Genomic DNA, 13117 nt, shown 5'->3' with positions numbered 1-13117 from the left:
TCGTGTTGACAAGGTAATCGATTACGCAAATATTAGCTGTTGCCAATCCGGCAGTCGGATTTTTATCCGAAAATCGGAGCTCCAGGCGACGCAGGGTGGGGTCCCACGTCCCCGTATGATAAAGGAGAACCGCCGACGTTTCGGCGTCGGAGGGATTGGCATTTAATTCACGACTGTTGTTCTGGGAGGAATAGATGAGAGTCGGTCTGTACGAAAAACTCGTCCGCGCGGGTGCCACCCGGCGTGACATACTCAAAGGCGCGGCCTCGATGGCCGCGATCGCCGCCGCATCGGGCGCTGGGCTCGGCGCTTTCACCCGCCCGGCTGAAGCCGCCAGCGAGCTACGCTCCAAAATTCTGCAGATCCCCGGCGTCGGCAAGGGTCAGCCGACGGATGCCGATTTCCAGAAGGTCGGCGAACTCTGCCTGGAAGCCACCAAGGCCAACGTCAAGGAAGGCGAATTCGCCGGCGTCGAGCTCACCTTCATGGGCCTCAACAACCAGAACCTGCACAATGTGCTGTTCCGCGGCTTCCTGAAGCCGTGGGAGGCCTATACCGGCGCCAAGATCAGCTGGATCGACCTGGCGCAGGCCGACTACAATGCCCGCCTGCAGCAGTCGATCGCCACCGGCACCGTCGACTTCGACATCATCGAGATGGGCGCGCCCTTCGAAGGCGATGTCTGCGGCAAGGGCCTGACGTCCGAGATGCCCGACTGGGTCAAAGAGCAGATCGACATGAAGGATGTCGTGGCCTATCTGCAGCCGCCGGTCGGCACCTGGGACGGCAAGCAGTACCGGATCACCGTCGATGGCGATGCGCACAACTTCAATTACCGCACCGACGTTTTTGCCGATGCCGACCTCGCCAAGGCGTGGAAGGACGGCGGCGCGGCCACCGAATGGGGTGTGCCGAAGACCTGGCAGGAAGTCCAGGCCGTCACAAAATTCCTCAAGGGCAAGAAGTTCAAGGACCAGGACGTCTTCGGCTATCTCGATGCGCCCAAGGCCTGGGGCGGTTTCGGCTTCTACTTCCTCGGCAGCCGCGCCACCGCCTATGCCAAGCATCCCGACGACAAGGCCTGGCTGTTCGATGCCGACACGATGAAGCCGCGCATCAACAACCCAGCCTGGGTGCGAGCCATCCAGGACGTCATCGACGCGCTGCCTTCGGAGCCCGCCGACCAGATCAACGCCGACCCGAACACGACAGCCTTCCAGCAGTTCCTGGCCGGCACCGGTTCGATGGTCACCTGGTGGGGCGACGTCGGCTCCAACGTCAAGACCAATGATAGCTCGGTCATCGGCGACGTCACCGGCTTCTCGATCCTGCCGGGGTCCGACGACGTCTACAATGCGAAGACCGGCGCTTGGGACAAACTCGCCAGCGGCCCGAACTATGCGCCGAACTGCGCCTATCTCGGCTGGGGCGTCTACGTCATGGCCCGCGTCGATACTGACGAAAAGAAGAAGAAAGCGGCATGGTCGGCCGCCGCCCATCTCGGCGGCAAGGACCTGTCGATCTGGACGGCGATGTATCCGTCCGGCTTCCAGCCCTACCGCAACTCGCATTTCGACATTCCCGAATGGGTGGCGGCAGGCTACGACGAGGCCTTCATCACCTCGTATCTGAAGTCGGAAGCCGACAGCTACAACCATCCGAACGCGGCGATCGAACCGCGCATCCCCGGCATCTTCCAGTACTATTCGGCTGCCGAGGACATTCTGGCCAACACATTCGCCGGCAAGATGAAGGCGCAGGAAGGCGCCGACGCCATTGCCGCGGCCTGGGAGAAGCTGACCGACCAGATCGGCCGCGAAAACCAGATCAAGCTCTACAAGGCCTCGCTCGGCGTGTAGGCTGATCCTATCGTGACAACAGGTCCGGCGGTGCAAGCCGCCGGACCTGACCGGCTCGGGCCGGTCGCAGGCTTGATTTTTTAAACGGACGGGGACGCGTGGCTGACCAGACCACCAATGCATGGCCGGCCAACGCCGGCCCAGCCGATCTGATCTCGCCGGCCCGCAAGCGGGCGGGTTTTGCCCTGATGGCGGCCGCCACGCTTGGCCTGCTGGCGGTGATCGCGTTTGAGATCCTCTACAAGAACGAGATCACCACGCTCGGCTTCGAGACCTGGCGTCCCATCGTCTATGCCTATGTTCTGTGGGGGGTGGCGCTCGGCATCGGCCAGGTGCTGACGCGCGGCGAGGACGGCCAGCGCGCGCTGTTCCTGCTGCCGGCGCTGCTGTTCACCATCGCCATGGTGATCTTCCCGACGCTGTTCGGCTTCTATATCGCGCTGACCGACTGGAACCTGTCGTCCTTTTCCGGCCGCAAGTTCAACGGGCTCGACAATTTCTGGCAGATGCTGGCCGATCCCTACTACCGCAACGCGCTGTTCAACATGGTGCTTTATGTGCTCGCCGTGCTGGTTGAGTATGTGATTGCCTTCGGCCTGGCGCTGCTGCTCAACGCGCAGATCCGGGCGCGCAAATTCTTCCGAGTCGTCTTCCTGATGCCGCTGATGCTGTCGCCGGTCGCGGTATCCTGGATGATCGGCAAATCGCTGATGGAATACCGTTTCGGGCCGGCGGCGACGCTGGCGCGCCATCTCGGCTGGGAGAACCCCGCCTTCTTCTCCAACCCGATCACCGCCCGCATCTCGATCATGGTGCTCGACGCCTGGACCTTCATCCCGTTCATGATGATCATGCTGCTTGCCGGCTTGCAGGCGATGTCGCGCGACGTGCTGGAAGCGGCGCGCGTCGATGGCGCCACGCCCTGGCAGACTTTCTGGCAGGTCACCTTCCCGCTGATGCTGCCGGTGTCGGTCACGGCGGTGATCCTGCGCATCATCTTCAAGCTGAAGCTCGCCGACATCATCATTACCGTCACCTCCGGCGGCCCCGGCGGCGCCACGGATTCTGTGTCGAGCTTCATCTACCGCGAATACCGCGACCGCTCGAATGTCGGCTACGGCACCATGCTGGCGATGGCCTATCTCGTCATCATCGTCGTGTTCGTGACCTGGCTGTTGAAATTCGCCAATCGCTTCGTGCGCAACGTGAACTGACGAGGCACAATGAGCGTTCAGACCACCGACTATGCTGCCTCGGAAATCCGCTCACCGCTGGGTTTTCTGGCCAATCGCATCTTCATCTATGGCGCGCTGGCGTTCTGGGCCTTCATCTGCCTGTTTCCGATCTACTGGACGATCACCACCTCGTTCAAGACCGCGGTCGACGTCACGCAGGGCCACCTCATCCCGTTCGTCGACTTCCAGCCGGACTGGAAGGGCTGGCGCTCGCTCGGCCTGTCGCCGGATTCGATCTTCCAGACCTCGACGGTGCGCGAGGAGTTTTTCAAGCGCTTCATGAATTCGGTCATCACCTCGGTCGGCGCGTCGAGCCTCGCCATCGTCATCGGCAGCCTCGCCGCCTATGGGCTGACCCGGTACCGCTATCAGTTCGCCTGGTTCAAGAACGAGGACATCTCCTTCTTCTTCCTGTCGCAGCTGATCCTGCCGCCGGTGGTGCTGGCCCTGCCCTTCCTGGTGCTCTACCGCGAGGTCGGCCTGCTCGACACACGCATCGGCCTGATCCTGCTCTACACGCTGATGGTGCTGCCGATCGTCATCTGGATCATGCGCGACCAGTTCAACTCGATCCCGGTCGAACTGGAGGAGGCAGCGCTGGTCGACGGCCTCTCGATCTGGGGCGCTTTTTTCCGCATCGTCATGCCGATTGCGCTGCCGGGCATGGTCGCCGCTTTCATCCTGGCGATGGTGCTGTGCTGGAACGAGTACTTTTTTGCAGCACTCCTGACGTCGACCGACGCCAAGACCATCCCGGTGATGGTGGCGAGCCAGACCGGCTCGCAAGGCATCAACTGGTGGTCGATGGCGGCGCTTGCCACCGCCGCGATCGCACCGCTGGCGGTCATCGGGATTGCGCTTGAGCGGTATCTGATCATGGGCATGACGGCGGGCGCGGTGAAGTAGGGCGAGAGGCGGCGTGCCCCTCTACTGTTGACCTCGGCGGGACAGCACCCCCCCTCTGGCCTGCCGGCCATCTCCCCCGCAAGGAGGGAGATCGGCAGCTTTGGCTGCATCGCTTTTCTTGCGACGTAGGTGATTGGCGAAAGCGGAAATGACATCTGATCTCCCCCCTTGCGGGGGAGATGTCCGGCAGGACAGAGGGGGTGTGAAGGATCGCTACAGAGCGACTTTGTCTGCTAGCGCCCCAATATCGCCCTCAGGTGATCCATGATCATCGCGACGCCCTTCTGCCCTAGCTCCGCCGAGGCCTCCGGCGCACTGGCCGTATACCACGCGGTATTCTCGCCAAAACGCCCGGCATCGACCGCTTCCGGACACAGTGCCAGCATCAATGATGTCTCGCCAACACCGGCGTGATCGAACGGATACTTCCCGTTCATGGCAGCCGACATTAGCGGGTGCACCTGCACCCAGTTGAAGAAATTCTCGCCGGCGGCGTGCCCGGCATAATAATCGGCCATCTCGTCTGAGCCCCACCAGCCCTCGCCGCGCTGCTTCTCGAGGAAGCGGAAAATCGCCTGGCGGCCGGCGGCCTTGAAGGCGAGATCGGTCGGCATGCCGGCGGCAAAGTTCTCGGTCTGGTGGTGGATGATGGCGTTGATGTTGCGAAAGCCGATGCGCAGCAGGCTGTAGAACAATTCTTCGGCGAACGGCGCCAGCTGGTTGCCGCCGACCTGCACTGAGCCGTTGCCTTCGGGTGCTGCCACCACATAGCTCGCCGCACCGTAGTAGAAAGCCGGCAGGATGACGATGTCGGCCTCCCTCTCGTAGAGCTCCAGCGTCTTGATGACCGCCAGCGTGTCCATGCCGACGGCCATGTGCTCGCCGTGATATTCGAGCACGCCGAGCGGGAGAGCGACCGGCCAATTCTCGGCGATCGCCTTGCGGATCTGGTGCGGCAGCATCAGTTCGTAGCGCATGATCTATTCCATGTTGGTGTGGCGGGCGCGCATGGCCTCGGACGACTGGCCGGTCAGCGCCTTGAGCTTCAGCACCATGACCTCGAACAGCAGGACCAGCGCCCCTTCGAAGACCGAGCCCATCGGCAGCAGCGATGTCTTTTGCGGCCCCTGGTCACGCGCCATGGTCTGCGCCGGGATCAGCAAGGTGAAGTCGGCAAGCGCGACCGCACTGCTGCCTGCCTCGGCGGTGAGCAAAAGCACGGTGGCGCCGGCCTTGCGGGCGACTTGCATCAAGGTGAGCACCGTCGTCGTCTCGCCCGGGCCGGAACTGACCAGGAAGACATCGGCTGCGCCAAGCGGTGGCGTGTTCATGTCGCCGACCACCGACACCTCAAGCCCGAGGTGATAGAGGCGCATGGCGAAACCCTTGAGCTGCAAGGCCTCGCGGCCGCAGCCATAGACGACGATCTTTTGCGCGCGAGCCAGGGTTTCGCAGGCGGTGTCGATGCCGGCTTCGTCGACGCGCGCCAGTACGGCGCCCAGCTCTTGCAGGGCGGTCGAAAACATATCCGAGCCGGCATTCGTCATGAGAGTCCCATCTGTCCGGCTGGGTTTGTGGCCGGTGATTTCGGGTTGCGCGCTTTCGGAAAAGGCTTGTTTTTGTTCATGCTATCACCGCGAAAATGCCTGTCCAACGGCCATGGCGGCTTTTGCTGAGCCAGCGGCGTGATAGTGTCATGTCAGACAATCAATCCAGGAAATCAGCACGACATGAAGACACGGCATTTCGACCGCATCGGCAATGGCGGCCTCGACTTCACCGAGCTTGGCTTCGGCAGCGCGCCGCTCGGCAACCTTTACCGCGCCGTCCCCGACGCGGATGCCAACGCCACGCTGGAGGCGGCGTGGGCGACCGGCTGCCGTTACTACGACACCGCGCCGCTCTATGGCCTGGGCCTTGCCGAAACACGGCTCAATGCCTTCCTGCGCGGCAGGAAGCGCGACGATTATGTGCTGTCGAGCAAGGTCGGTCGCCTGTTGCGCGCCTGCCCGCCGGAGGAACGAACCGGCACCGGCAAGTTCTTCGACACACCGACGCGCAAGGAGGTCTACGACTACAGCTACGACGGCGTCATGCGCTCGTTCGAGGCGTCGCTGGAACGGCTTGGCGTCGACCGCATCGACATCCTTTTCGTCCATGACCTCGACATCTTCACCCATGGCAGCAAGGAGGCGTCAGACCAGCGCATCGAGGAATTCATGGCCTCGGGCTACAACGGACTGGTTGCGCTGCGCGACCAGGGCGTGATCAAGGCCTTCGGCGGCGGCATCAACGAGTGGGAGGTTTGCCAGACCCTGGCGGAGCGTGGCGACTTCGACCTGTTCCTGCTGGCCGGGCGCTACACGCTGCTGGAACAGGAAGCGCTTGCCACCTTCCTGCCGCTCTGTGAGCAACGCGGCATCGGCATCGTTCTCGGCGGTCCCTACAATTCCGGCATCCTGGCGACTGGGCCGAAGCCAAGCGCCTATTACAATTACTCCGAGGCGCCAAGTGACATCATGGAACGCGTCGGGCGCATCGAGACCGTCTGCGAGCGCCATGGCGTCAGGCTGATCGAGGCGGCGCTGCAGTTTCCGCTGCTGCACCCTTCCGTGGTGTCGGTCATCCCCGGCGGCCAGCGGCCGAGTGAAGTCGAAAGCAACCGCGCCCTGCTCGATGCCAAGCTGCCCGCGGCGCTGTGGGCGGACCTCAAGCAGGAAGGCCTGATGCGCGCGGATGCGCCGGTGGGCTGAAGGCTCGCCTCAGCGGGCTGACGGCCTGCCGCCATCGAGGCAAAAGAAAAGCCGGGCGAACCCGGCTTTTCAACATTCTCTGAAAAAATTTTTAGTTGACCGCGTCCTTGAGGCCTTTGCCGGCCGAGAACTTCGGCACGGTACGCGCCGGAATCTTCACTTCCGCGCCAGTCTGCGGGTTGCGGCCAGTCGATGCCGCACGCTTGGAGACGGTGAAATTTCCGAAGCCGACGAGCCGTACATCGCCGCCCTTCTTCAGTTCGCCAGTGATGACGGAGAACACCGCCTCAACCGCCGACTGTGCGTCACCCTTCGAAATGCTCGCGGATTCAGCGACAGCGGAAACCAGTTCGTTCTTGTTCATAAAAATTCCCTTCCATGAGAAAACCGGAACTTTCGACTCATCCGGCAGGAGAGGGACTTTAGAAAGAAGCGCTCGCAAACCCAAGTCAAAAAGCCGGAAAAAAGTTGAAAAAAGCCCGGAAATGGTGGGTTTTTCACATGAAAAAGCCGGGCTCAAGGCCCGGCTCTCTCTTTGTGCACTGCAACTTTAGTAGTTTCTAATGTGCAAGCGACTTTCCAGCATCGTCAACGGTATCGGTGGAAGCCGGCGGATTGACCGGCTCGACCCACTCGATTGGCTCCGGCATGCGCACCAGCGCGTGCCTCAGAACCTCGCCGACACGTGAGACCGGAATGATCTCCATACCGTTCTTCACATTGTCCGGTATCTCCGCCAGATCCTTGGCGTTGTCTTCCGGGATCAGCACCTTCTTGATGCCGCCGCGCAGTGCGGCGAGCAGTTTCTCCTTGAGGCCGCCGATCGGCAAGATGCGGCCGCGAAGCGTTATCTCGCCAGTCATCGCCACATCGGCCCGGACCGGAATACCAGTCATGACAGATACGATGGCCGTCGCCATGGCAGCACCTGCAGACGGACCGTCCTTCGGCGTGGCGCCTTCGGGCAAGTGGACGTGGATGTCACGCTTGTCGAACAGCGGCGGCTCGATGCCGAAATCGATGGCCCGCGAGCGGACATAAGAGGCCGCCGCCGAGATCGATTCCTTCATCACGTCGCGCAGATTGCCGGTCACCGTCATGCGGCCCTTGCCGGGCATCATGACGCCTTCGACCGTCAGCAGCTCGCCGCCGACTTCCGTCCAGGCAAGACCGGTGACGACACCGACCTGATCGTCAGCCTCGACCTGGCCGAAGCGGAAGCGCGGAACACCGAGGTAATCGGCGAGGTTCGCCGCCGTGATGCTCACCGTCTTCTTCTTCGTCTTCAGGATCTCGGTCACCGCCTTGCGCCCGAGCTTCATCAGCTCGCGCTCCAGGCTTCTGACGCCCGCTTCACGGGTGTAGGTCTGGATGATGCCGCGGATCGCGTCCTCGCCGACGGAGAATTCCTTCGGCTGCAGGGCATGATCGCGGATCACCTTGGGCATCAGGTGACGCTTGGCGATCTCGATCTTCTCGTCCTCGGTGTAGCCGGCGATACGGATGATCTCCATGCGGTCCATCAGGGGCGCAGGGATGTTCAGTGTGTTCGCCGTCGTCACGAACATCACGCTCGACAGGTCGTATTCAACCTCGAGGTAATGGTCCATGAACGTCGAGTTCTGCTCGGGATCGAGCACCTCGAGCAAAGCCGATGACGGATCGCCGCGGAAGTCCTGGCCCATCTTGTCGATCTCGTCGAGCAGGAAGAGCGGGTTGGACTTCTTGGCCTTCTTCATCGACTGGATGACCTTGCCGGGCATCGAGCCGATATAGGTGCGGCGGTGGCCACGGATCTCGGCCTCGTCACGCACGCCGCCAAGCGCCATGCGGATGAACTCGCGGCCGGTCGCCTTGGCGATCGACTTGCCGAGTGAGGTCTTGCCGACGCCGGGAGGGCCGACGAGGCACAGGATCGGCCCCTTCAGCTTCTTCTGGCGGCTTTGCACGGCGAGATACTCGACGATGCGGTCCTTGACCTTGTCGAGGCCGAAATGATCGGTGTCGAGCACGTTCTGCGCAAACGCCAGGTCCTGCTTGACCTTGGAGTTCTTGCCCCACGGGATCGACAGGATCCAGTCGAGATAATTGCGCACGACGGTCGATTCCGCCGACATCGGCGACATCGTCCGCAGCTTCTTCAACTCGGCTTCCGCCTTTTCGCGGGCCTCCTTGGAGAGCTTGGTCTTCTTGATGCGCGCCTCGATCTCGGCGGCCTCGTCGCGGCCGTCCTCGCCTTCGCCGAGCTCCTTCTGGATCGCCTTCATCTGCTCGTTGAGGTAATATTCGCGCTGCGTCTTCTCCATCTGGCGCTTGACGCGCGAGCGGATGCGCTTCTCCACCTGCAGGACGGAGATTTCGGCTTCCATGAAGCCCATCGCCTTTTCCAGCCGTTCCTTGACGGACAGCGTGGCCAGCATCTCCTGCTTCTCGGGGATCTTGATGGCGAGGTGCGAGGCAACCGTATCGGCGAGCTTGGAATAGTCGTCGATCTGGCTGGCGGCGCCCACCACTTCAGGCGAGATCTTCTTGTTCAGCTTGACGTAGTTTTCGAAGTCGGTGACGACCGAACGGGCGAGCGCCTCGACCTCGACCTCTTCCTCCTCCGGCTCGACCAGCGCCGTGGCGGTAGCTTCGTGGAAGTCCGGACGGTCGGTGAACGAGACGATCTTGGCACGCGAAGCGCCTTCGACCAGCACCTTGACGGTGCCGTCGGGCAGCTTCAGCAATTGCAGCACATTGGCGAGCGTGCCGATGTCGAAGATCGCATCGGGCTCGGGATCGTCATCGGCGGCATTCATCTGGGTGGCAAGCAGGATCTGCTTTTCCTGACCCATAACCTCTTCCAGCGCCTTGATCGACTTTTCACGCCCGACAAAGAGCGGAACGATCATGTGCGGGAACACCACGATGTCGCGCAGTGGGAGGACTGCGAAGACGCCGTCGCTGGGAGCCTTGGATATTTTGGCCATTGTCCAACCTTTCATGTCGCGGCCGCTAATTGAGCCAACCGCGAATCTCATATTAACGACCGGGGATCGTTCCGCCTACCACCGTTTGTGACGGGAGTTTTACAGCACAGAATTCGGCACCTCGGCCTTCCGATGTTAGTTGGATGCACGAGGGGCAAAGATCAAGGGTCGACACGTTCGTTCATCCACTCCGTCACAAGGATCGGTACCTCACCACAGCAAAACGGCGCCCCGCGGGCGCCGTTCCATAAAAAGGTTAGGCCAGATGCCAGATCAGGCGCTGACGTTGCCCTTCTTTTCCTTCTGCTCGGAATAGATGTAGAGCGGCCGGGCGCTGCCGGTCACCACTTCTTCCGAAATCACCACTTCGCGCACGCCTTCCAGGGCGGGCAGTTCGAACATGGTGTCGAGCAGGATCGCTTCCATGATCGAGCGGAGGCCACGGGCGCCGGTCTTGCGCTCGATGGCGCGCTTGGCGATCGCCGACAGCGCATTCTCATGGAAGGTCAGGTCGACACTTTCCATCTCGAACAGCCGCTGATACTGCTTGACCAGCGCGTTTTTCGGCTCGGTCAGGATCTGGATCAGAGCCGGCTCGTCGAGGTCTTCCAGCGTCGCCAGGACCGGCAGACGGCCGACAAACTCGGGGATGAGGCCGAACTTCAAGAGATCCTCGGGCTCGACCAGGCGGAACACGTCACCGGTGCGGCGATCCTCGGGCGAAGCGACGATGGCGCCGAAGCCGATGGAAGTCTTCCTGCCGCGATCCGAGATGATCTTGTCCAGCCCGGCGAAGGCGCCGCCGCAGATGAACAGGATGTTGGCGGTGTCGACCTGCAGGAACTCCTGCTGCGGATGCTTGCGGCCGCCCTGCGGCGGCACGGAGGCAACGGTGCCTTCCATGATCTTCAGAAGCGCCTGCTGCACGCCCTCGCCCGACACGTCGCGGGTGATCGATGGGTTGTCGGACTTGCGCGAGATCTTGTCGATTTCATCGATGTAGACGATGCCGCGCTGGGCGCGCTCGACATTGTAGTCGGCCGACTGCAGCAGCTTCAGGATGATGTTTTCGACGTCCTCGCCGACGTAACCGGCTTCGGTCAGCGTCGTCGCGTCGGCCATGGTGAAGGGCACGTCGATGATGCGGGCCAGCGTCTGGGCAAGCAGCGTCTTGCCGCAGCCGGTCGGGCCGATCAGCAGGATGTTGGACTTCGCCAATTCGACGTCGTTGTTCTTGCCGGCATGCGCGAGGCGCTTGTAGTGGTTGTGGACCGCCACCGACAGCACGCGCTTGGCGTAGGGCTGGCCGATGACATAGTCGTCAAGAACCTTCAGGATCTCCTGCGGGGTCGGCACGCCCTCGCGCGACTTCACCATCGAGGTCTTGTTCTCCTCGCGGATGATGTCCATGCACAGCTCGACGCACTCGTCGCAGATGAACACCGTTGGGCCGGCGATCAGCTTGCGCACCTCGTGCTGGCTTTTGCCGCAAAACGAGCAATAAAGCGTGTTCTTCGAATCACCGCTGTTGTTGCCGACTTTGCTCATTTTCCTGTCCTTTCATGGCCGCCCGCCGATGGTCTGGCTGAAAGGGCGCATATTCTATCTATCGCGGGAATTCGCCGCCGCCAGTGTCCCGGCTCCCGCAACGCATTCCGTACGAAACACAAATCAGAAAACGTCGCAATGATTCGCGCCAACCCTGCACAAAGCTAAGCCGTCGAAAATCAACATAGCCTTAACGTAGGCAATCCCATCCACCGAGGGAACAGCCAATTGTGGCCGAAATGCCGCAAATCCCAGCAAAAGCGCGTTATCCCGCCACCCAACTGCCATGCAGCGATTATGCCGCAGCGCCTTCGACCGGCTCGCGCGACGAAATGACCTTGTCGATGAGGCCGAAATCCTTGGCTTCGTCGGCTGTCATGAAATGGTCGCGGTCAAGCGTCTTTTCAATGTCTTCGTAGCTCTTGCCGGTGTGTTTGACGTAGACCTCGTTGAGGCGGCGCTTCAGCTTGATGATGTCCTGCGCGTGCCGCTCGATGTCGGAGGCCTGGCCCTGGAAACCGCCGGAAGGCTGGTGAACCATGATACGGGCGTTCGGCGTGGCAAAACGCATGTCCTTGTGGCCGGCGGTCAGAAGCAGCGAGCCCATCGACGCCGCCTGGCCGATGCACAGCGTCGACACCGCCGGCTTGATGAACTGCATGGTGTCGTAGATCGCCATGCCCGAGGTCACCACGCCGCCCGGCGAGTTGATGTAGAGATTGATCTCTTTCTTCGGGTTCTCGGCCTCGAGGAACAAAAGCTGTGCACAAACCAGCGTCGCCATACCGTCTTCGACCGGGCCGGTGATGAAAATGATGCGCTCTTTCAGCAGGCGCGAGAAAATGTCGTAGGCCCGCTCGCCGCGATTGGTCTGCTCGACCACCATCGGAACGAGGTTCATGTAGGTTTCGACGGGGTTCTTCATGGACTACCCTTTTTGGAGATGGGGATTCCGGCGCCGGAACATCGGGCAGAATCGGTTCTTGACGGTTAGAATGTAAATAGGATGCCGGCTCACCCTAGCGCAAGGCCGCCTCCTCCTAGCCATCTGGTTAAGTCGAATCAAGGTTTCCGCGCAAGGGAAAGTCCGAACGCGGCCAGCGGCGTTTTTGCGGTGTAGCAATTCCTTAACCGCGTCGCTTAACGAAACGCGGCGAAACCGCTTTCCCCCGGAGAACCATCCCCTACAGTTCAACGTTGAACCTCACCTTCTCGCGTTCAAACAGGGGGAGTGCCATGATCAGGAAAACTGTTTGCCTCGCCATTTCCGGCCTTGCCGGTCTCGGCATGGTGTCCGATGCGGTTGCCGACGGCCGGGCCGCCGAATGCTATGAGCCGGTGCACAGGCCGGCGCTCTATGACACCGTCTATGAAGACGTCATGGTCAGTCCCGGCGGGCAGCTGGTCGACTATGATCCGCCGATCTATGGCACCATGGAGCGCGTCGAGCAGATCGCGCCGCCCCGAGTCACCTATGACATCGTACCGGCGAGAACCCGCACCGTTTACCGCACGGTCCAGGTCGACGATGGCGGCTATGCCTGGGAATGGCGCGTCATCCACGGCCGCAAGGTGCTGTGCAAGGTGTGGCGCAAGGCCCGCTACGCGCGTGTCGCCGAAACGGTGATGCTTGAACCGGAGCGCACACGCCGGGTTGTGCTGCCGGCCGAATATGAAAGCGTCGCCCATGAAGTGCTGGTGCGGCCCGAGCGGCGGCACGTCACCCAGATAGCGCCGTCATACCAGAGGGTGGCGCGCCGGGTGGTGGTGCAGGAAGGCTCGACCAGCTGGCGCCGCGTGCATATTGCCAGGCATTGCCAGGATTAGACTTCGGTACTTCGCCG

At 61.8% G+C, this 13117-nt stretch carries 11 protein-coding genes; 5 read left to right on the top strand and 6 right to left on the bottom strand.

Annotation, left to right across the window (positions count from 1 at the left end; all coding sequences use genetic code 11):
• Nucleotides 1–194 precede the first annotated feature (194 nt).
• From ACYG97_RS06370 to ACYG97_RS06360, 3 genes are all read left to right on the top strand, one after another.
• Nucleotides 195–1859, top strand: coding sequence for an ABC transporter substrate-binding protein (locus ACYG97_RS06370; protein ID WP_023669429.1), 1665 nt, complete (start codon nucleotides 195–197; stop codon nucleotides 1857–1859).
• A 98-nt stretch (nucleotides 1860–1957) separates the two neighbouring features.
• Nucleotides 1958–3073, top strand: a complete 1116-nt coding sequence (locus ACYG97_RS06365) for a carbohydrate ABC transporter permease (RefSeq protein WP_023689462.1) — start codon at nucleotides 1958–1960, stop codon at nucleotides 3071–3073.
• A gap of 9 nt (nucleotides 3074–3082) precedes the next feature.
• Nucleotides 3083–4000 carry a carbohydrate ABC transporter permease gene (locus ACYG97_RS06360; RefSeq protein WP_023669427.1) on the top strand — a complete coding sequence of 306 codons (918 nt, stop codon included), beginning with the start codon at nucleotides 3083–3085 and terminating at the stop codon, nucleotides 3998–4000.
• A gap of 233 nt (nucleotides 4001–4233) precedes the next feature.
• Here the strand turns inward: ACYG97_RS06360 and ACYG97_RS06355 are convergent, their stop codons facing one another.
• Both ACYG97_RS06355 and hxlB read right to left on the bottom strand, forming a co-directional pair.
• A complete protein-coding gene (locus tag ACYG97_RS06355; RefSeq protein ID WP_023734119.1) occupies nucleotides 4234–4977 on the bottom strand; it encodes a creatininase family protein in 744 nt (247 codons plus the stop codon).
• Between the two features lie 3 nt (nucleotides 4978–4980).
• Complete coding sequence (gene hxlB, locus ACYG97_RS06350; protein ID WP_023734120.1) at nucleotides 4981–5547, bottom strand: 6-phospho-3-hexuloisomerase; 567 nt, start codon at nucleotides 5545–5547, stop codon at nucleotides 4981–4983.
• Between the two features lie 183 nt (nucleotides 5548–5730).
• Here hxlB and ACYG97_RS06345 point away from each other — a divergent pair, with 183 nt between their 5' ends.
• The gene (locus ACYG97_RS06345) at nucleotides 5731–6753 is read left to right on the top strand and encodes an aldo/keto reductase (protein WP_023734121.1); all 1023 of its coding nucleotides are present in this window, start codon (nucleotides 5731–5733) and stop codon (nucleotides 6751–6753) included.
• A 91-nt stretch (nucleotides 6754–6844) separates the two neighbouring features.
• On the opposite strand, the gene ACYG97_RS06340 is transcribed toward ACYG97_RS06345, so the two are convergent.
• From ACYG97_RS06340 to clpP, 4 genes are all read right to left on the bottom strand, one after another.
• Nucleotides 6845–7117, bottom strand: coding sequence for an HU family DNA-binding protein (locus tag ACYG97_RS06340; RefSeq protein ID WP_023669423.1), 273 nt, complete (start codon nucleotides 7115–7117; stop codon nucleotides 6845–6847).
• Nucleotides 7118–7313: 196 nt separating this feature from the next.
• Nucleotides 7314–9725, bottom strand: coding sequence for an endopeptidase La (gene lon, locus ACYG97_RS06335; protein ID WP_023682304.1), 2412 nt, complete (start codon nucleotides 9723–9725; stop codon nucleotides 7314–7316).
• 273 nt (nucleotides 9726–9998) lie between these two features.
• Complete coding sequence (gene clpX, locus ACYG97_RS06330) at nucleotides 9999–11273, bottom strand: ATP-dependent Clp protease ATP-binding subunit ClpX (RefSeq protein WP_023682305.1); 1275 nt, start codon at nucleotides 11271–11273, stop codon at nucleotides 9999–10001.
• 295 nt (nucleotides 11274–11568) lie between these two features.
• On the bottom strand, nucleotides 11569–12198 hold the full coding sequence (gene clpP / locus ACYG97_RS06325) for an ATP-dependent Clp endopeptidase proteolytic subunit ClpP (protein ID WP_023682306.1): 630 nt from the start codon (nucleotides 12196–12198) through the stop codon (nucleotides 11569–11571).
• Nucleotides 12199–12509: 311 nt separating this feature from the next.
• On the opposite strand from clpP, the gene ACYG97_RS06320 reads away from it, so the two are divergent.
• Nucleotides 12510–13100 (top strand): hypothetical protein, encoded by a 591-nt coding sequence (locus ACYG97_RS06320; RefSeq protein WP_023711520.1) that lies wholly within the window; start codon nucleotides 12510–12512, stop codon nucleotides 13098–13100.
• The last annotated feature ends 17 nt before the right edge of the window (nucleotides 13101–13117 follow it).

This window comes from Mesorhizobium sp. W067, from assembly GCF_054719525.1.
Note: the sequence above shows the minus strand (reverse complement) of the source record. Positions and strands in the feature narration are given on the sequence as shown.

Coding starts and splice junctions, on each gene's coding strand:
- ACYG97_RS06355 (WP_023734119.1), bottom strand. CDS start 4,977: ATGCGCTACGAACTGATGCTGCCGCACCAGATCCGCAAGGCGATCGCC.
- ACYG97_RS06345 (WP_023734121.1), top strand. CDS start 5,731: ATGAAGACACGGCATTTCGACCGCATCGGCAATGGCGGCCTCGACTTC.
- ACYG97_RS06370 (WP_023669429.1), top strand. CDS start 195: ATGAGAGTCGGTCTGTACGAAAAACTCGTCCGCGCGGGTGCCACCCGG.
- ACYG97_RS06320 (WP_023711520.1), top strand. CDS start 12,510: ATGATCAGGAAAACTGTTTGCCTCGCCATTTCCGGCCTTGCCGGTCTC.
- clpP (WP_023682306.1), bottom strand. CDS start 12,198: ATGAAGAACCCCGTCGAAACCTACATGAACCTCGTTCCGATGGTGGTC.
- ACYG97_RS06340 (WP_023669423.1), bottom strand. CDS start 7,117: ATGAACAAGAACGAACTGGTTTCCGCTGTCGCTGAATCCGCGAGCATT.
- hxlB (WP_023734120.1), bottom strand. CDS start 5,547: ATGACGAATGCCGGCTCGGATATGTTTTCGACCGCCCTGCAAGAGCTG.
- lon (WP_023682304.1), bottom strand. CDS start 9,725: ATGGCCAAAATATCCAAGGCTCCCAGCGACGGCGTCTTCGCAGTCCTC.
- ACYG97_RS06360 (WP_023669427.1), top strand. CDS start 3,083: ATGAGCGTTCAGACCACCGACTATGCTGCCTCGGAAATCCGCTCACCG.
- clpX (WP_023682305.1), bottom strand. CDS start 11,273: ATGAGCAAAGTCGGCAACAACAGCGGTGATTCGAAGAACACGCTTTAT.